Here is a 17733-nt window from a genome sequence, read left to right as displayed (position 1 = left end):
GTCATGAGCACCACCGCCCCGTCCCGGGCCACCTCCTCCACACCCACCTCGACAACCGTCCCGCGCCGCCCCGCCCTGGACTGGCGCATCCGGTTCGCGGCGCTCTCGCTGATCTGGGGCTTCAGCTTTCTGCTGATCAAGGTCGGCACGGACGGCTACGCGCCGTTCCAGGTGACCTTCGGACGGCTGCTGTTCGGCACGCTGGTGCTCGCCGTGGCGATGGCCGTCAAACGCGAGCGGCTGCCGCGCGGGCGCCGCACCTGGCTGCACCTCACGGTGGCGGCGCTGCTCCTCAACGCCGCGCCCTTCTCGCTCTTCGCGTACTCGGAACTGACGATCCCCTCGACACTGGCCGGCATCTGCAACGCGACCTCGCCGCTGTGGGGCATGGCTCTGTCGATGGTCGCGCTCTCCGAGGACCGGCCGACCCGCCGCCGGGTCGCCGGGCTCGGCCTCGGCTTCCTCGGGGTGCTCACGGTGCTCGGCGCCTGGCAGGGCTTCCACGGCCTGGACGTCACGGGCACGGCGATGGCTCTGCTCGCCTCGCTCTGCTACCCGATCGGCTGGATCTACGTCCGGCGCACGCTGGCGGGCAGCGGCCACTCCAACCTGTCCCTGATCGGCTCGCAGCTCGGCGTCGCCACCCTCCAACTGGCTCTGGTCACCCCGCTGTTCGCCGGTTTCCCGAGCTCCTTCCCGCTCGTTCCGCTCCTCGCGGTCGCGGCGCTCGGCGCACTCGGCACGGGGCTCGCGGTGCTCGTCCAGTACGGGCTCGTCAACGAGGTGGGCCCGACGACGGCGCAGATGGTCACCTACTTCATCCCGGTGATCGCCACGGCCGCCGGCGTCGCGGTCCTCGGCGAGAGCCTCAGCTGGAACACGCCGGTCGGCGCCGCCATCGTGCTCGCGGGCGCGGCCCTCACCCAGAGCCGCGCCCGCGCGAAGCCGAGGGCTTGGAGTCCGCGTCTCGGCCGCACCGGGTCCACGGGTTCGGACACAGGCTCTCAGTAGGCGTAGCGCGTCCCGGTGCCCGGGCCGATCGCGGAGGCGATGGCGTCCGCCAGAGGCCCGATCTCGTCCTGGGCCAGACTCGACACGGTGAGCCGCACGCCGGGCGGCGAGGCCATCCGGAAGCGGGCGCCGGGCGCCACCGCCCAACCCGCGTGGAGCAGCCGGGACACCGCGCCCGTCTCGTCGGGCACCGGCACCCAGACCACGAACCCGCTGCGCCCGTGCGCCTCGACGCCCCGCTCGCGCAGCGCCCCCAACAGGCCCTCGCGCCGTTCGCGGTAGGAGCGCGCGACCTTCGCCGGGTCGACCGCGCCCGACGTCCACAGCTCGACGACCGCCCGCTGGAGCAGCCTGCTGACCCACCCGGGCCCGAGCCGCTGGCGCCCGCGCACCCGGTCGAGGGTGACGGCGTCCCCGGTCAGCACGGCGAGCCGCAGATCCGGACCGTACGCCTTGGCCACCGACCGCACGAAGGCCCAGTGCTCGGTGACCGGGGCGACCGAGTGCAGCGGCAGGTCGACCATTCCGTGGCCGTGGTCGTCCTCGATGAGCAGCACGCCGGGGTGCGCGGCGAGCACGCCGCGCAGGGCCCGGGCGCGGGCCGCGCTCACGGCCGCGCCGGTCGGGTTCTGCGCCCGGCAGGTGATCACGACGGCCTTGGCGCCCGCGGCCAGGGCACGTTCGAGCCCCTCGGGCAGCGGGCCCTCGTCATCGAGGGCCATGGGTTCGGGCCGCAGCCCGAGCGCCGGTACGAGGTCGAGCAGCGCGCCCCAGCCGGGATCCTCGATCGCGACCGCGTCGCCGGGGCGCAGGTGGGCGGTGAGCACCCGCTCGATGGCGTCGAGCGAACCCGAGAGCACGCCGACCGGCCCGTCCGGCACACCCCCGTCGTCGAAGTCGGCGCGGGCGAGGCCGGCCAGCTCCTCGTCCACGGGCTCCTGCCCGTACATGTAGCGCTCCGGCTGCTCGGCGTTGCCGCGGGCGGCGGCGGCCAGCGCCTCGCCCAGCGACGGGAGCAACGTCGCGTCCGGGTTGCCGTCGGCGATGTTGCGCACGCCGTCGGGCACGTCCACGCGGATGAGGTCGCGGGCGGCGCTCGCGGGCCTCGGCCGCACGCGGCTGCCGCGCCGGCCGGCCGTCTCGATCACTCCACGGTCGCGCAGCAGCCGGTAGGCGGCCGCGACGGTGTTGGGATTCACGCCGAGCTCGGTGGCCAACTCCCTGAGCGGGGGCAGCAGTTGACCCGGTTCGAGCCCTCCGGAGCCCACCGCGCGCTCCACGCTCTCGGCAATCTCCGATGCGCGGCGCCCTTCGATCCGATATTCTCCTAGCACAAAATAGATTATGCACTAGTGCAATGGAGAACGCAATGTCGGACACCGCGACCGCAGCCCCCTATCAGGCGACCGACCGCACCGTACCGACCCGCTCGCGCGAGCGGGCCTCGTACGACCGCGAGTTGGTGCACGGCATCCTCGACGAGGCGTACGTCTGCCACCTGGGCTTCGTCCGCGACGGCGCGCCCGTCGTGCTGCCGACGCTCTTCGCCCGGGTCGGCGAGCGGCTCTACATACACGGCTCGACCGGCTCCCGCCCGCTGCGCGCGGCGGGCCAGGCCGATCCCGGCCTTCCGGTGTGCCTGACCGTGACCCACGTCGACGGCCTGGTCCTGGCCAAGTCCGCCTTCCACCACTCGATCAACTACCGCTCGGTGGTGGTGCACGGCATCGCCCACGAGGTCACCGACCCCGAGGAGCGGCGCACCGCGCTCGACGCGCTGGTGGACCACGTCGTCCCGGGCCGCTCCCTCGACTCGCGCCCCGCGAACGCGAAGGAGCTGGCCGCGACCGCGGTGATCAGCCTCGACCTGAACGAGGTCTCCGCGAAGCTCCGCACCGGCGGCCCGAACGACGATCCCGAGGACCTCTCGCTCCCCCACTGGTCCGGCGTCCTGCCGCTCACCCCCGGTTACGGCGCCCCCGTCCCGGCGGACGGCCTGGACCCGGCGCTGCCCGTGCCCGCCTACCTGTCGGCGCTCTGACGGCAGCCCCCGCACGGCGTCCCCGCCGCGGTGGGCCCCCGTCCTGCGGGGGCCCACCGCTCGCTACCGCGCCACCGCCTCGCGGCGGGCCCTGGCCGCCTGCCTCGTCTCGGCCGCCGCGAGCCCGATCACCGCGAGGAGCAGCAGCGTGGTGCCGGCCGCGGTGGCCGGGGTGATGCGTTCGCCGAGTACGGACACCGCGATCACGGCCGCGCTGACCGGCTCAAGGAGCATGATCACGGAGACGGTCGCGGCACGGACGACCGCGGCCCCGGCGAAGTAGAGGGCGTACGCGAGCGCGGTGGGCACGGCCGCCACGTAGAGCAGCAGGAACACCACCCGCATCGGCTCCACGGTATGCGGAAGCAGGCCCTCCGCGCCGGCGAACGGCAGGAGGCACAGGGCCGCGACGCCGAAGGCCCAGGCCGTGGTGGCCGACGGGTCGGCGGCGCCTCCGTCGCGGCCGAGCCACCTGGTCAGCAGGGTGATGGCCGCGTATCCGCCGGCCGACAGCAGGGCGAGCACGACCCCGGCGGGCCGGACCGTGCCGCCGCCGTTGCCGAGCCACAGGACAGCGAGGCCTGCGAGCGCCCCGGCGACGGCCGCGGTGCCGGCCCGGCCGATCCGCTCGCCCAGGGCGACGCGGGCTCCGAGCGCGATGAGGACGGGGCCCGCACCGAGCGTCACCACGGTCGCGACCGCGAGGCCGGTGGCCTCGACGGCGGCGAAGTACGCGCTCTGGAAGACCATCAGGCCGATGCCGTTGCCGAGGATGCGCAGCAGCCGGCGGCCGCGCGGTTCAGCGACCTTGGGTACGGGTCGGCGGCGCAGCGCCATCGCGCCGAGCAGCAGGACGAGTCCGCCGGCGCAGCGCCAGAAGGACAGGGCGAGCGGTCCGAGGTCGCTGGCCCCGAAGACCAGGGCCGCGGCGCCGCCCGCGGTGCCCCAGGCGACTCCGGCGAAGGCGAGACAGAGCAGACCGCGCCCTACGGGCAGGGTGGTGGAGGGGCCCATGGCAAGGCCCGTGGAAGAGTTCGACACGTACGTACTCCGCGGAGGAAGACGGCTGGCTGGGCGCTGGCGTGGAGTACGCGGGCAGCGACGAGCCGCTCGGGGACTGCCCGAGCCGGGTCTTCGTCAGGAGTGCGGCCGCCCGCGTTACGCGGCGGGAGGCGGCAGTACGGTCGAATGCATGATCGCCAGCCTAGGCGGCGGAGTGCCCGGCCGACAACTCCCCCTCGGAGGGCGCGGGGCCACCCGAGGCGACTGGTCCCGAGGCCGCTCTGGGGGCCGTGGACTGGGCGATGAACGCGCCGGTCAGGACCACTGCGCCACCGATCATCTGCGGCGCCGAGAGGTGTTCACCGAGCAGGACCCAGGCGAAGACGGTCGCGAGCACCGCCTCCAGGCAGGCGACCACACCGGCCACCTGCGGCGAGAGCCTGCGCACCGAGATGACTCCGGTGACGTACGCGAGGACGGTCGCGATCAGCACGATCCAGCAAAGCAGCAGCACGGCGGGGACCTGGGAGCCGTTCATGTCGGCGCTGCCGCCGAGCACCGACCACTTCATGCCCCAGGGTCGGGCCACGACGGTCAGCAGAAGCGAGCCGATGAGCAGGCCGTAGGCGATGACGCCGAGCGGGTCGGCCGCGTCCTCGCCCTCGCCGCCCTGGTCGGACAGGACGAAGTAGCCGACCTGGCAGCAGGCGGCGCCGAGCGCGAGGAGCAGCCCGACCGCGTCGAAGCTCAGCCCCGACCAGACCTCGACGACACAGGCGAGCCCGCCGACGGCGAGCACCACACCGACGGCGGCGGCGCGGCTCACGGGCCGGCGCTGGACGAACCGGACCCAGCCGAGGACGAGCGCGGGCGCCAGGTACTCGACGAGCAGGGCGACGCCGACGGGTATGCGCGAGATCGACGCGAAGTAGCAGGCCTGGACGCCGGCGACGGCAAGGAGGCCGAACCCGGCGAGCAGCGCGGGCCTGCGCAGCACCAGGCGGCGGTGGCGCCAGGCCACCGGGAGCATGACGAGCGCGGCACCGGTCACCCGCAGCCACACCACGTGCAACGGGTCGAGCCCCGCCTCGATGAGCGGCTTGGCCGCCACACCTGAACCACCGAACGCGAAGGCCGACACCAGGGCGAGTCCCAGGCCGACGCTTCTTCCCTGAGACGCGTGCATCGGCACATCATGGCAGCCCGGGTCAGGACCGTCATCCGCATGACACCTGTCGAGACGCGGGAGCGGAACCCGGCCGCACGGAAGGCCTCGACGCGGCTCGGCCCGGGGCTTTCAGGCCTGCCGGGTGGGCTCTCCCAGCTGGCCGGTCAGCCCCTGGCCGGAGGGCTCCGCCAAGCCGTCGCTCAGCGCGGCCGCGTCCACCCCGGCGTGCTGGAGCACCTGGACGGCCCGGCACTCCGGATCGGCGGCGAGCGCGGCAAGAAGGTCCCGTCCGGTGAGCCGCTCACCGCCGCGGGCCGCGGACCGGCGCAGGGCGTACTCCATCGCCGTCAGGGCGCTGGGCGACCAGCCGGGCTGCGTCATCAGCGGCACCGCCCCCGAGTCCTCCACGGAGCCCTGCCAGCGCAGCCCGTATCCGATGCTGCGCTGCACCAGGTAGCCGAGCACGCGCGCCACCTGCGGGCCGTCCTCGAACGCGGCCCGCACCTCGGGGTCGCTCTCCATCAGCGAGTGCAGCAGATGCGCGGTGTCCAACTGCCGGTCCCCGTCGCGCAGCGCACGCCTGCGGGCGCCCGCGACCACCGAGGCCAGCTCCGCGGTGAGTCGGGCTTCGATGTCTGCGGGGGACGGGACCTGGTGAGGGGCCCCTGGGATAGGACTGTGCACCCCTCAACCTCATCAGCCGACGGCTCGAAGAACATCCCCGAGGAGGAGCATTCGTTCTCCCGCGAAAGTTGGGCACGGATGACCGGGTTCTCCTCCTTACGGATGAGATCTCGGAAATCTCCCCCCTGAGGGCAACCCAACGGCGCGTGGCGCCCTGCGCCCGCGCCCCCGGCGCAACCGCACCGCGCCCGGGGCTCGTCCCTCCCCCATGACACAGCCGTCCCCACCGCCCGCCGAGGGAGCGCCGATGTGCTGGATGGTCGCCCTCCTGGCCCAGGACGGACTGCAGTACGTGTACCGGGTGTACGCGCCGCGCGAGGCGCTGCCGGGCGATCTGTTCTGGGCCGCGTTCCACTGCCACGACGAGTCGGCGCGGCCGCGCGCCTCGGACCTGTTCGACTCCGCGCGGATCTGGGCGCTGGAGACCCAGAAGATCTGAGCGCAGGACGCGGGGCGGGGCACGGGGCAGGCCGGTGCGGAGCCCGCGGGCCTCGCGAACTCCGGGAATCTGACGGTTCATCAGTATTGAATGTTCGTCCGGCTCCCGCTACGTTCCGCGCACGTCCCCGTCACCGTCCCACGAAGTCACAGTCCCACGAAGGAGTGGTCGCATGGCCGAGGTCAGCGCGGAGGCACGCATCGAGGCTCCGGCCGAGAAGGTCTGGGCACAGCTCACCGACTTCTCCTCGTACGGCGAGTGGAACGCCACGCACACCAGCTTCCCCGCGGGCGGCCCCCAGAAGCTGGAGCTGGGCGCGACCTACGCGGAGAACATGAAGCTCATGGGCTTCCCCGCCGAAGTGGCGTGGACGGTGGACGAGTTCGAGGCCGGCCGGGTTTTCGGCATCCGGGGCAAGGGCCCCATGGGTGTGAACGTCGCCAACCGGTACACGGTCATCGCCGACGGCGCGGCCACCACGGTCCGCATCGACGGCGAGTTCACGGGCGCCGCGGTCTCGCTCATGGCGGGCAAGCTCAAGGACTCGGCGACGGCCGCGCTCAACGAGTCGCTGCGCAAGCTCGGGGGCCTGTGCGTCTGAGCGCGCGAAGCCCCGCGGCCGGCTTGAGAGCCTGTGGCGGCCGCGGGGCTTTGCTCTGCGCGAGGTTCAGTCCTCGTCGGCAAGGATCAGATAGAGCTTCTTACGGGCGTCGTTGATGACTGCGAGTGCCTTCTGGCGCTGGTCGGCGGACCCGGTCTTCCAGACCTGGCCGAACGCCTCCATCAGACCGAAGCCGGCCTGCCGGATCTCGTGCATGGCCTCCCAGTCGACTCCGCGCCCGGCGTCCTCCCAGGGGGCCTCGGCTCCCGACTCGACCTCCGTGCGCCCGGCGTCGGTGAGCGTGAACAGCTTCTTGCCGCCCTCGCTCTCGCTGGTGATCAGACCCTCGTCCTCCAGGAGCTGGAGGGTGGGGTAGACCGAGCCGGGGCTGGGCTTCCAGGCCCCGCCGCTGCGCTCGCCGATCTCCTGGATCATCTCGTAGCCGTGCATCGGCCGGTCCTTCAGGAGGGCCAGGATCGACGCGCGCACATCGCCGCGCCGCGCCCTGCCCCGCGGACCGCCCCGGCCGCCACGGCCACCGGGACCGAACGGTCCGCCCCACGGTCCCCCGCCGAAGCCGGGGCCGAAGGGCCCGAAGGCGGAACGCCGCCCCTCGAAGTCGCCCCGACCGCGATGGCCGGGTCCTTGCTGTCCGTATCCATGGGAACGCATGGTTTCGCTTCCTTCCATCGTTGATCTGTCGCGATGCGTCAACGATATATCGGTGGCAGTCGCTTGGCAACCCCCTTCCGGGCAAGGAGCGCCCCCAGAAGCGGTCCAGCCACCGCGAATTGGCCTTGGCCTGCGGGTTTTCCGGTCCCGTACGGTGCCGCCATGCGCATTCGAATCGTCGACGCCTTCACCGACCGCCCCTTCGCCGGCAACCCCTCCGGCGTCCTCCTGCTCGATGCCTTCCCGGCCGACGGCTGGCTCCAGGACGTGGCCCGCGAGGTCAACCACGCCGAGACCGCGTTCGCGCATCCGCTGCCGCCGGGCGGGGACGCCGACTGGGCGCTGCGCTGGTTCACCCCGGCCACCGAGGTCGACATGTGCGGCCACGCCACCCTGGCCACCGCGCACGTCCTGCACTCCACGGGGGCCGCGTCCGGGACGGTGCGGTTCGCCGCGCGCTGCGGCATCCTCCGGGCGACCGCCGCCGAGGACGGCACGATCACCCTGGACTTCCCGACCTCGCCCCTCAAGGAGGAGGCCGTCCCGGACGGCCTCGCCGAGGCACTCGGCGCCCCGATCGTCTCGGTCCACGACACCTCGGCCGACATCGGCGATCTTTTGGTGGAGCTGCCCGACGAGGCGGCCGTACGCGCCCTGGCGCCCGACGCCCGCGCGCTGGGGAGGCACTCCCGGCGCGGCATCATCGCGACGGCCGCGGCCGCGGACCCCTCCGCCGGATACGACTACGTCTCGCGCTGCTTCTTCCCCAACGTCGGCATCGACGAGGACCCGGTGACGGGCAGCGCCCACACCGCGCTCGCCCCGTTCTGGTCGGCGCGCCTCGGCCGGGCCGAGCTGACGGGCCTCCAGGCCTCGGCCCGCTCCGGCCTCGTCCGTACGGAGCTGCGGGGCGAGCGCACCCTGCTCACCGGCCGTGCGGTGACCGTCATTGACGGCGAGCTGCTGACCGCGCCCTAGGGAGGCGCCTCAACGACGCGGTCCCAGGGGCACGCCTCAAACGACGTAAGGGGCGTACGCAATAGACGTACGCCCCTTACCTCGCCGCTCCGGCTCATCACCTCTCGCTCCGGCTCACATCGTCGGCAGCCAGCTCACCTTCCCCGCGAGCAGCGCGTACCCGACGAAGGCCCCGACGTCGAGCAGCGAATGCGCCACCACCAGCGGCCCGACGCGCCGCCAGCGCCGGTAGAGCAGGACGAAGACCACGCCCATCACCATGTTGCCGAGGAAGCCGCCGATGCCCTGGTAGAGGTGGTACGAGCCGCGCAGGACGGAGCTCGCGACGAGCGCGGCCATCGGCGTCCACCCCAACTGCCCGAGTCTGCGCAGCAGATACCCGACGACGATCACTTCTTCGAGCACGGAGTTCTGCAGCGCCGAGAGAACGAGCACCGGGTACTTCCACCACACGTCGGGCAGCGACTCGGGGACGACGGTCAGATTGCCGCCCGCCGCCCGCGCCACCAGATAGAAGGCGAGCCCCGCGCTGCCGATCCCAGCGGCGATCAGTGCGCCCCGGCCGAGGTCGGACCAGGGCCGCGTCCGGTCGAAACCGATCACCCGCAGGCCGCCGGTCCGCTCGCGGAGCAGCAGATGCGCCACGAGGGCGACCGGCACGAGCGCCGTCGCGATCCCGAAGAGCTGCCAGGCGAGATCGAGCCACGGCCGCCCGGGAGCGTACGAGGTGTTGAGGTTCGCCGCCTGGTGCTTGAGGCCGCCCGGCTTGGTGAGTGAGCCGATGAAGCTGATCAGCGCCGAAACTCCGCTCGCGCCGAGCGACAGCGCGAGTACAAGCACGGTCTCGGACCGCAAGATCCGCGGTGAAGTCCCCTCTTCGGGAAGAGAATCAGCCACACGCTCGGCCTCCACCTGCACACCTGCCTCCAGTTGACGAATCGCGTTCCATCCCCACCGCCGCCCCGCTAGGGTCTCGAAAGAAATTACGAAGATCGCGCGCGACAGGCCGGGGGACGGGCGCCATTGCGATGGTGCGGTCTCCCTTTTCCTTGTTCAGGATTCAAGGAGGGGCACCACCGCCATGGGACGTCACAGCTTGCCCGACGACGCCGCGACCGGGAGCACCGGGGAGCGCGGGAGTACCGGTCGGCGCCGCACGGTCGCCCTCGCCACCGCTCTCGTCCTGACCGTGGCCGGGGGCACGGCCATCGCCGTACAGCGCGGGCTGCTCTCCTTCGGCCGCTCCTGCGCGGCCTCCGCCGTGCGGCTTGATCTGGTCGCCTCGCCCGATGTGGCGCCCGCCGTGAAGACCGTCGCCGACCGGGCCCGCAAGGAGAAGATCACTTCGGACGGCTCGTGCATGGACGTCCGGGTGACCGCCCGCGACTCCTACAAGGTCGCGGCTTCGTTCACTTCGGGCGGCAAACCCGACTTCTCCGTGTGGATTCCGGACTCCTCCCTGTGGGTGGACCGGGCGAAGGACACGAGCGGGTCGGCCACCGTCGTCACCGCGGGCCACGTCGCCGCCTCGCCCGTCGCCCTCGCCGCGGTGCCGGCCGCCGCCACGTCTCTCGGCTGGCCCGCAAAGACGTACACCTGGGCCGAGTTGACCGGGGCCGCGGCGCAGGACGGCAAGGTGCGCCTCGGCTCGGCCGACCCGGCGCACAGCGCCGCCGGGCTGCTCGCGCTGAGCTGCATCGGCAAGTCGGCGGCGAGCCGGGGCCCTGACGGCAGCACCCAGACCGCGGCCCTCGCCAAGCTGCTCTCGCAGCGGGTCTCCGACAGCGACGGCCAGGTCGCGGACACACTGGCTCGCGACAACTCGGCCGCAGAGAACGGCGATGCGCGCCGCAACCGGGCGGTGATCCTGTCCGAGCAGGCGGCCTTCGCGCACAACGCCTCACGCGGCGCGGGACAGGGCGTGCGGCTCTTCTACCCCAAGGACGGCGCGCCGCAGCTGGACTATCCGTACACGATGGTCCGCGAGGCGGGCATGAGCACCAATGAGAGCCGGGCCGCGATGCGTTTTCTGACGCTGCTCGGCGACCCCGAGTCCGTCGGGGTGCTTGCCGGGCAGGGCTTCCGCACGCCGGGCCAGCCCGCCGTCGGCCCGGTCGCCTCGGCCGCCGGGGGCGGTTCGCCGCAGCCGTACGCGAGCGCCACCGCCGATCCCCCGTCGGCACAGGAGCTGCAGGACACGCTCGGCATGTGGACGATCACCGTGCAGAGCGCGCGGCTGACGACGGTGGTGGACGCGTCGGGTTCGATGGCGGCCACGGTGCCCGGCTCGGGCGGACGCTCGCGGATGGAGGTCACCAAGGCCTCGCTGCTCCAGGCGCTTTCGCAGTTCACCCCCGAGGACGAGATCGGTCTGTGGGACTTCTCCACCCACCTCGATGGCTCACGCGACTACCGCCGCCTGGTGCCGACCGCCCGGCTCGGCGACCCGGCGGCCGGCGGCCGCACCCAGCGCGACAAGCTGACGGACGCGTTCGCCGCGCTCCAACCGGTGCCGGGCGGCGCGACCGGGCTCTACGACACGACACTGGCCGCCTACAAGGAGGCGACCTCGACGTACGCGAGAGGCAAGTTCAACGCGGTGGTGCTGCTGACCGACGGCGCCAACGAGGACCCCGGCAGCATCTCTCGGGCCGACCTCGTCGCGCAGTTGCAGAAGCTCACCGATCCCTCGAAGCCGGTGCCGCTGATCGCCATCGCGGTCGGCCCGGACGCCGACAAGAACGAGGTGCAGCAGATCGCGAAGGCGACCGGCGGCGCCGGGTACCAGGTGAACGACCCGGCCGACATCCAGGCAGTGATCCTTGAGGCGATCACGGCCTTGGGGCAGGCCCAGCGGCGCGGTTAGCGCTGGTCACTGGCCGGGAAAGCCCGTCGGCCAGGTGTGCACGGGCTCGCCCGCGAGCATCAGCTCCCGATAGCGCCGGGTGGTGGCCGCGAGCGCCGCCTCCCGGCCGAGCCCCGTGGCCAGCACCCGACGGTAGGTGTCGACCTGCCAGGACGCGCCGTTGACGCGACGCCGGCAGCGCTCCTCGATGATGCCGAGGTAGTGGTCCCGGTCGGCCGGCTCGACCCCCCACGCGTCAAGCCCGGCCGCCGCCAGCGGCAGCAGCTCCTCGCGTACGAGCTTGACCGCGGGCACCCGGGCGAGACCGCCGCCGCGCCGGGGCGCAGGCCAGAGCAGTTCGGCGTCGATGCCGTACCGGCACGCGGTGTCGAAGTTGGCGGCGGCCGACTCGAACGGCAGCCGCGTCCACACCGGCCTGGCCTCCTCCGCGAGCGCCCGCACCAGGCCGTAGTAGAAGGCCGCGTTGGCGAGGACGTCGGTGACGGTGGGCCCGGCCGGGAGCACCCGGTTCTCCACCCTGAGGTGCGGCACGCCGTCGGCGATCCCGTACACCGGCCGGTTCCAGCGGTAGATCGTGCCGTTGTGCAGCACCAGTTCCTTCAGGCGCGGCACTCCGCCGTCCGCGATGACGCTCAGCGGCTCCTCCTCGTCGCAGATGGGCAGCAGCGGCGGGAAGAAGCGCAGGTTCTCCTCGAAGAGTTCGTACGCGGACGTCACCCAGCGCTCCCCGAACCAGGTGCGCGGGCGCACCCCTTGGGCGCGCAGCTCGGCCGGTCTGGTGTCGGTGGCCTGCGCGAACACCGGGGGCCGCGACTCGCGCCACAGCTCCCGCCCGAACAGGAAGGGCGCGTTGGCGCCCACCACGATCTGCACGGCCGTGACCACCTGCGCCGCGTTCCACACCGCGGCGAACCGCGCGGGCGTCACCTGGAGGTGCAACTGCACGGAGGTGCAGGCCGCTTCGGGGGTGATCGACGCGGAGGTGCAGACGAGCCGTTCCACCCCCTGGATGTCGAGCGTGAAATCCTCCCCCCGGGCCGCCACTATTTGATCGTTGAGCAGGGTGTAGCGGTCGACGTCGGAAAGGTTCCCGGGTACGAGATCGTCCCGGGTCAGGGTCGGCAGAATTCCGATCATGATGATGCCCGCGTCGACCTCGGCGGCTTTGCGATCGGCATACCCGAGTCCGGTCCTCAACTCCTCGGCGAGCTGATCGAATACGCGGCCGCCGAGCCGGTGCGGGGCTATGTTCACTTCCAGGTTGAACATTCCGAGTTCGGTCTGGAAATCCCTGCTCGCGATGCGTTCGAGCACCTCGGCATTCATCATGCGCGGCATACCGTCGGGACCCGCGAGATTCAACTCCAGCTCCAGCCCCATCAGGTTCCTGGGACGGTCGAACCGCTTCTGGGCCAGGAGACTCCCGAGCCCCTCCAGGCACTGCTGTAACTTGTCCCGGTAGCGGTGCCGATCGGACAGGTCGAATCCGCCTGCCACGACCTTCTCCCCCATCGAAGGGTCCCTCCTCGAATGGGCAGCCAGCGACACCGGCCGCTCGCGTCACGGTCGATAATGCCCAGCCTCACTGATCCATAACGCCTGCGGGGCCAGCACCGAAGGAGTAGCCTCAGAAGCTGAGGTCTCCGGCACATTCAGCAGGCATACCGCAACGGGCAGTTACCAAGCGGTCGGCAATGGTGAAAAACACCGACGAGATTCGGCCGACCCCCGGCGGGGCACCTTTCCAGGTGAGGGGTCCGCACAGGACATTTCCTCGGGTAAATCGTCTGCACAGAAGGACCTGATACCGACTTGCGGGCAATATCGACGACAGCTAGCCGAAACATTGCGTGAACACGTGTCGTATAAACTCCGCAAACGAGGCAGAGAGTTGGCGCCCCGGCCATCGCACGACGGCCCCCCTCTGACCCCGCACCGCAGACAGCGCCGTCCGCACTGCCCACGCATCACCGTGTCTCCGAAGTGAGAGGCGACCCACCATGCCGCTGCATGTCCCCCCGGCCCCCGCGCCCGCCCTGCGCAGCGTCCTCGCGGCACTCGGTTCCCCCACCGCCGTCCGCGAGGCCCGCACCCCGGCCCTCCGCTCCGCCCCAGGTCCGCTCACCCCCGAACTCCCGCTCCCGCTGCACGTCCTGGACGGGATCACCCCGGGCGGCCGGACCCCGCGCACCCGCCTGGCCGGCTGGCGTTTCCTCATCAGCGACCCCGACCACCCGGTCGCCGCCGCGGACACCCGGCTCACGCCGGACGGCTGGACCTTCTCGCATTTCTTCGAGGGCCCCTACATCGCCTCGACGGCACGCGCGGTGCGCCAGGCCGAACTGCTCACCACGCACTACCAGCCCCGGCTGCTGTCGGTACCCGAGCTGTACATGCTCACGCTGTGGCTGCACGGCGACACCACCGCCGACGGCGCCTCGGGCACGCCCGCACCGCACGACCTGCTGGTTCCGCTGGCGCCCGCCCCGCCCGGCATCTGCGCCCACCGCCCGCTGCGGGTCAGCGAACTGCTGCCGGTGCTCACCCTGCGCCTGGCCCCTGCCCCGCTGCTCGGCCAGCCCGTCTGACCTCGCCTTCGGCGACGCGCGGAAAAGTGCCCCGCGACCGGTGTGGCCGCGGGGCACCGGTGTGTCTATGCTGCGTACGCGCCGTCTCCGCCATACGGGCTAGTCCTGGCGGGCCACTGCGAACCACCCGAAAAGACAAGCCAGTTGAGCTGAACCGTCCGTGCGGGTGATACGTCATTAAGCAGTAGGAAGCGCTGCCGCGAAATCCCTGCGGATTGACTCCCGTGGGGCAACACTGGGATCGGACCGACCGACTTACTACGGGGGGCGGCCATGAACAACAACGCATCGAGCCGCAGCACACTCACCACGACGCAGCGAAAGAACGCATCCATGTGCCAGCACCAGCCAGCCTGCCCGACAGCCTTCTCCGCCGACCGGGAAGCCGCGAAGCCCGTGGCACACCACCCGGAGCAGGGCTGGAGCCTGCTGTGCAACGGTGTCCTGCTCTTCGAGGACACCGGTGAGCTGCTGCCGGACGGGCAGATCATCGCCCCGCACCGGTCGCTCACGGCGGAGCAGGTGGCGACGGCCGCCTAGCGCGGCCTCGTACGGACAGCTCTCGTGCGGACTGGTCCCAGCGGACTCGTCCCGTACGGAAACACAAGGGCCGGCCCGGGGAAGACACCCCGAACCGGCCCTTACGCATGTCCGGTCAGTTGTCGTACTCGTCCAGCGGCGGGCAGGAGCAGACCAGGTTGCGGTCCCCGAAGGCGCCGTCGATGCGGCGGACCGGCGGCCAGTACTTGTCGGCGGCCGACACGCCGGCCGGGAAAACGGCGTCCTCTCGGCTGTAGGCGTGGTTCCACTCGCCGCCGAGCGCGGCCGCGGTGTGCGGGGCGTTGGCCAGCGGGTTGTCGTCGGCCGGCCAGGCGCCGGAGGCGACCTTCTCGATCTCGCCGCGGATCGCGATCATCGTGTCGCAGAACCGGTCGATCTCGGCCAGGTCCTCGGACTCGGTGGGCTCGATCATCAGCGTGCCGGCCACCGGGAACGACATGGTCGGCGCGTGGAAGCCGTAGTCGATCAGGCGCTTGGCAATGTCGTCGACGCTGACGCCGGTCGCCTTGGACAGCGGCCGCAGGTCCACGATGCACTCGTGCGCGACCAGTCCGTTGGGACCGGTGTAGAGCACCGGGTAGTGCGGCTCCAGGCGCTTGGCGATGTAGTTCGCGGCGAGCACGGCGACCTGGGTCGCGCGCTTGAGGCCCTCGCCGCCCATGAGACGCACGTACGCCCACGAGATCGGCAGGATGCCGGCCGAGCCCCACGGGGCGGCCGAGATCGGGCCGACGCCCGTCTCCGGACCGGCGCTGGGCTGCAGCGGGTGGTTCGGCAGGTACGGCGCGAGGTGCGCACGCACACCGACCGGGCCGACGCCGGGGCCGCCGCCGCCGTGCGGGATGCAGAACGTCTTGTGCAGGTTGAGGTGCGAGACGTCGCCGCCGAACTTGCCCGGCTTGGCGAGCCCGACCAGGGCGTTGAGGTTGGCGCCGTCGACGTACACCTGGCCGCCGGCCTCGTGGACCAGACCGCAGATGTCGGCGACGTGCTCCTCGAACACGCCGTGCGTGGACGGGTAGGTGATCATCAGCACCGAGAGCTCGTCGCGGTACTGCTCGATCTTGGCGCGCAGGTCGTCTGCGTCGACCTCGCCGTCGTCGGCGGTCTTGACGACGACGACCTTCATTCCGGCCATCACGGCGCTCGCGGCGTTGGTGCCGTGCGCGGAGGACGGGATGAGGCAGATGGTGCGCTGGGTGTCGCCGTTGGCGCGGTGGTAGGCGCGGACCGCGAGCAGACCCGCGAGCTCGCCCTGCGAACCGGCGTTGGGCTGGATGGACACCGCGTCGTAGCCGGTGACCTCGGCGAGCCGCTCCTCAAGCTCGCGGATGAGCGTGAGGTAGCCGGCGGCCTGCTCGACCGGAGCGAAGGGGTGCATCTGGCCGAACTCGGGCCAGGTCACCGGCTCCATCTCGGTGGTCGCGTTCAGCTTCATGGTGCAGGAGCCGAGCGGGATCATGCCGCGGTCGAGCGCGTAGTCGCGGTCGGCGAGCTTGCGCAGGTAGCGCAGCATCGCGGTCTCGGAGCGGTGCTGGTGGAACACCGGGTGGGTCAGGAATTCGTCGCTGCGCAGCAGGGCGGCGGGCAGGGTGTCGACGGCCGCGGCATCCAGTGCCTCGACATCCGCGTGGACCCCGAACGCGGCCCAGACGGCGGCCAGTTGGGCCCGGGTGGTGGTCTCGTCGCAAGCGATGGAGACGGTGTCGGCGTCGACCAGGTGCAGGTTGACCCCGCCCTGGCGGGCCGCGGCGACGGCGCCCGCGGCCTTGCCCGGGACCCGCACGGTGAGGGTGTCGAAGTAGGCGCCGTGGGCGACGTCGACACCGGCGGCCTTCAGGCCCTCGGCGAGCACGACGGCGTAGCGGTGGGTGCGCTGCGCGATCTGCTTCAGCCCGTCCGGGCCGTGGTAGACGGCGTACATCCCGGCCATGACGGCGAGCAGCACCTGGGCAGTGCAGATGTTGCTGGTGGCCTTCTCGCGGCGGATGTGCTGCTCGCGGGTCTGCAGGGCCAGACGGTAGGCCTTGTTGCCGTCCGCGTCGACGGAGACCCCGACGAGGCGGCCGGGCAGGCTGCGGGCGAACTTCTCCTGCACCGCCATGAACCCGGCGTGCGGGCCGCCGAAGCCCATCGGGACGCCGAAGCGCTGGGTCGTACCGACGGCGATGTCCGCGCCGAGCGAGCCGGGGGAGGCGAGCAGGGTGAGGGCGAGCAGGTCGGCGGCGACAGTGACGATCGCGCCGAGCTCGTGGGCCGCGTCGATGACGGGCTTCAGGTCGCGGACCTGGCCTGAGGCGCCCGGGTACTGGAGCAGCACGCCGAAGACGCCGCGCTCGGCCACCTCGGCCGGGATGCCCTCGCTCAGATCGGCGACGACGACCTCGACGCCGGTCGGCTCGGCACGCGTCTGGATCACGGCGACGGTCTGCGGCAGGGTGTCGGCGTCGACGAGGAAGACCCCGCCCTTGACCTTGCCCACGCGCCGGGAGAGGGCGAGCGCCTCGGCGGCGGCGGTGCCCTCGTCGAGCAGCGAGGCGCCCGACGTCGGCAGGCCGGTCAGCTCGGCGACCATGGTCTGGAAGTTGAGCAGCGCCTCAAGGCGGCCCTGCGAGATCTCCGGCTGGTAAGGCGTGTACGCCGTGTACCAGGCCGGGTTCTCCATGACGTTGCGCAGGATCACCGGCGGCGTGAACGTGCCGTAGTAGCCGAGGCCGATCATCGGGGCGAGCACCTGGTTGCGGTCCGCGAGCTGACGCAGCTCGGCGAGCACCTCGGCCTCGGTCCGCGCCTCGGGCAGCCCCAGCGCCCCGGCACTCTTGATGACGTCGGGGACGGCGGCGGCGGTCAGCTCGTCGAGCGAGCCGTAGCCGACCTGCGCGAGCATCTTCGCCTGAGCCTCGGCATCGGGCCCGATGTGGCGCTGCTCGAACGGGATGCCACGCTCCAGCTGGCTGAGCGGAATGCGGTTGGCGGTCATTACGGAGGCCTCCTGGTCGCACGACCTGCGAGGGGCACCACGGCGCGGGTACCCGGACGGCCTCCCCCTCTGTCATCTCAACCTGAGAGCTTCACCGGGGCGCGTAGAGGCGACCCGGTTTTCACCGTCGGTGAGGAAAGGT

16 protein-coding genes are annotated in these 17733 nt (G+C 72.0%); 8 read left to right on the top strand and 8 right to left on the bottom strand.

The features are described from left to right. Positions 1–3: 3 nt before the first annotated feature. A complete protein-coding gene (locus tag ACWC2B_RS26365; protein ID WP_450720683.1) occupies positions 4–1011 on the top strand; it encodes a DMT family transporter in 1008 nt (335 codons plus the stop codon). Here ACWC2B_RS26365 and ACWC2B_RS26360 read toward each other — a convergent pair. Beyond that, positions 1005–2345: an aminotransferase class I/II-fold pyridoxal phosphate-dependent enzyme gene (locus tag ACWC2B_RS26360; protein WP_450720681.1), complete on the bottom strand. Its 1341-nt coding sequence runs from the start codon at positions 2343–2345 to the stop codon at positions 1005–1007. The genes ACWC2B_RS26365 and ACWC2B_RS26360 overlap by 7 nt on opposite strands. Positions 2346–2368: 23 nt before the next feature. On the opposite strand from ACWC2B_RS26360, the gene ACWC2B_RS26355 reads away from it, so the two are divergent. Then, positions 2369–3052, top strand: coding sequence for a pyridoxamine 5'-phosphate oxidase family protein (locus ACWC2B_RS26355; RefSeq protein ID WP_450720679.1), 684 nt, complete (start codon positions 2369–2371; stop codon positions 3050–3052). A gap of 63 nt (positions 3053–3115) precedes the next feature. On the opposite strand, the gene ACWC2B_RS26350 is transcribed toward ACWC2B_RS26355, so the two are convergent. The 3 genes from ACWC2B_RS26350 to ACWC2B_RS26340 form a co-directional block, all read right to left on the bottom strand. Continuing rightward, on the bottom strand, positions 3116–4066 hold the full coding sequence (locus ACWC2B_RS26350; protein ID WP_450720823.1) for a DMT family transporter: 951 nt from the start codon (positions 4064–4066) through the stop codon (positions 3116–3118). Between the two features lie 190 nt (positions 4067–4256). Further along, on the bottom strand, positions 4257–5240 hold the full coding sequence (locus ACWC2B_RS26345; RefSeq protein WP_450720677.1) for an EamA family transporter: 984 nt from the start codon (positions 5238–5240) through the stop codon (positions 4257–4259). 111 nt (positions 5241–5351) lie between these two features. After that, on the bottom strand, positions 5352–5906 hold the full coding sequence (locus tag ACWC2B_RS26340) for a Clp protease N-terminal domain-containing protein (RefSeq protein WP_450720675.1): 555 nt from the start codon (positions 5904–5906) through the stop codon (positions 5352–5354). Positions 5907–6153: 247 nt separating this feature from the next. Here ACWC2B_RS26340 and ACWC2B_RS26335 point away from each other — a divergent pair, with 247 nt between their 5' ends. Together ACWC2B_RS26335 and ACWC2B_RS26330 are read left to right on the top strand one after the other, a co-directional pair. After that, positions 6154–6345: a hypothetical protein gene (locus ACWC2B_RS26335; RefSeq protein WP_398882196.1), complete on the top strand. Its 192-nt coding sequence runs from the start codon at positions 6154–6156 to the stop codon at positions 6343–6345. 172 nt (positions 6346–6517) lie between these two features. After that, positions 6518–6946: a type II toxin-antitoxin system Rv0910 family toxin gene (locus tag ACWC2B_RS26330; protein WP_450720673.1), complete on the top strand. Its 429-nt coding sequence runs from the start codon at positions 6518–6520 to the stop codon at positions 6944–6946. 66 nt (positions 6947–7012) lie between these two features. On the opposite strand, the gene ACWC2B_RS26325 is transcribed toward ACWC2B_RS26330, so the two are convergent. Then, positions 7013–7618, bottom strand: coding sequence for a PadR family transcriptional regulator (locus tag ACWC2B_RS26325; protein ID WP_450720671.1), 606 nt, complete (start codon positions 7616–7618; stop codon positions 7013–7015). Between the two features lie 162 nt (positions 7619–7780). Between ACWC2B_RS26325 and ACWC2B_RS26320 the strand changes: the two genes are divergently transcribed. Next, positions 7781–8596 carry a PhzF family phenazine biosynthesis protein gene (locus tag ACWC2B_RS26320; RefSeq protein WP_450720669.1) on the top strand — a complete coding sequence of 272 codons (816 nt, stop codon included), beginning with the start codon at positions 7781–7783 and terminating at the stop codon, positions 8594–8596. Positions 8597–8710: 114 nt separating this feature from the next. Here the strand turns inward: ACWC2B_RS26320 and ACWC2B_RS26315 are convergent, their stop codons facing one another. Next, positions 8711–9493, bottom strand: coding sequence for a CPBP family intramembrane glutamic endopeptidase (locus ACWC2B_RS26315; protein WP_450720667.1), 783 nt, complete (start codon positions 9491–9493; stop codon positions 8711–8713). Positions 9494–9677: 184 nt separating this feature from the next. On the opposite strand from ACWC2B_RS26315, the gene ACWC2B_RS26310 reads away from it, so the two are divergent. Then, entirely contained in the window at positions 9678–11462 is a 1785-nt protein-coding gene (locus ACWC2B_RS26310; RefSeq protein WP_450720665.1) for a VWA domain-containing protein, read from the top strand. A gap of 6 nt (positions 11463–11468) precedes the next feature. Here the strand turns inward: ACWC2B_RS26310 and ACWC2B_RS26305 are convergent, their stop codons facing one another. Then, entirely contained in the window at positions 11469–12974 is a 1506-nt protein-coding gene (locus tag ACWC2B_RS26305; protein ID WP_450720663.1) for a glutamate--cysteine ligase, read from the bottom strand. Between the two features lie 488 nt (positions 12975–13462). Between ACWC2B_RS26305 and ACWC2B_RS26300 the strand changes: the two genes are divergently transcribed. Together ACWC2B_RS26300 and ACWC2B_RS26295 are read left to right on the top strand one after the other, a co-directional pair. After that, positions 13463–14050, top strand: a complete 588-nt coding sequence (locus tag ACWC2B_RS26300) for a hypothetical protein (protein ID WP_450720661.1) — start codon at positions 13463–13465, stop codon at positions 14048–14050. A gap of 333 nt (positions 14051–14383) precedes the next feature. Continuing rightward, positions 14384–14590 carry a DUF5999 family protein gene (locus ACWC2B_RS26295; RefSeq protein WP_053729707.1) on the top strand — a complete coding sequence of 69 codons (207 nt, stop codon included), beginning with the start codon at positions 14384–14386 and terminating at the stop codon, positions 14588–14590. Between the two features lie 115 nt (positions 14591–14705). Here ACWC2B_RS26295 and gcvP read toward each other — a convergent pair whose 3' ends face one another. After that, positions 14706–17591: an aminomethyl-transferring glycine dehydrogenase gene (gene gcvP, locus ACWC2B_RS26290; protein WP_450720659.1), complete on the bottom strand. Its 2886-nt coding sequence runs from the start codon at positions 17589–17591 to the stop codon at positions 14706–14708. Between the last annotated feature and the right edge of the window lie 142 nt (positions 17592–17733).

Source organism: Streptomyces sp. NPDC001415, assembly GCF_053597395.1.
The sequence above is the reverse complement of the archived record's forward strand: the minus strand, read 5'-3'. Positions and strand labels throughout refer to the sequence as shown.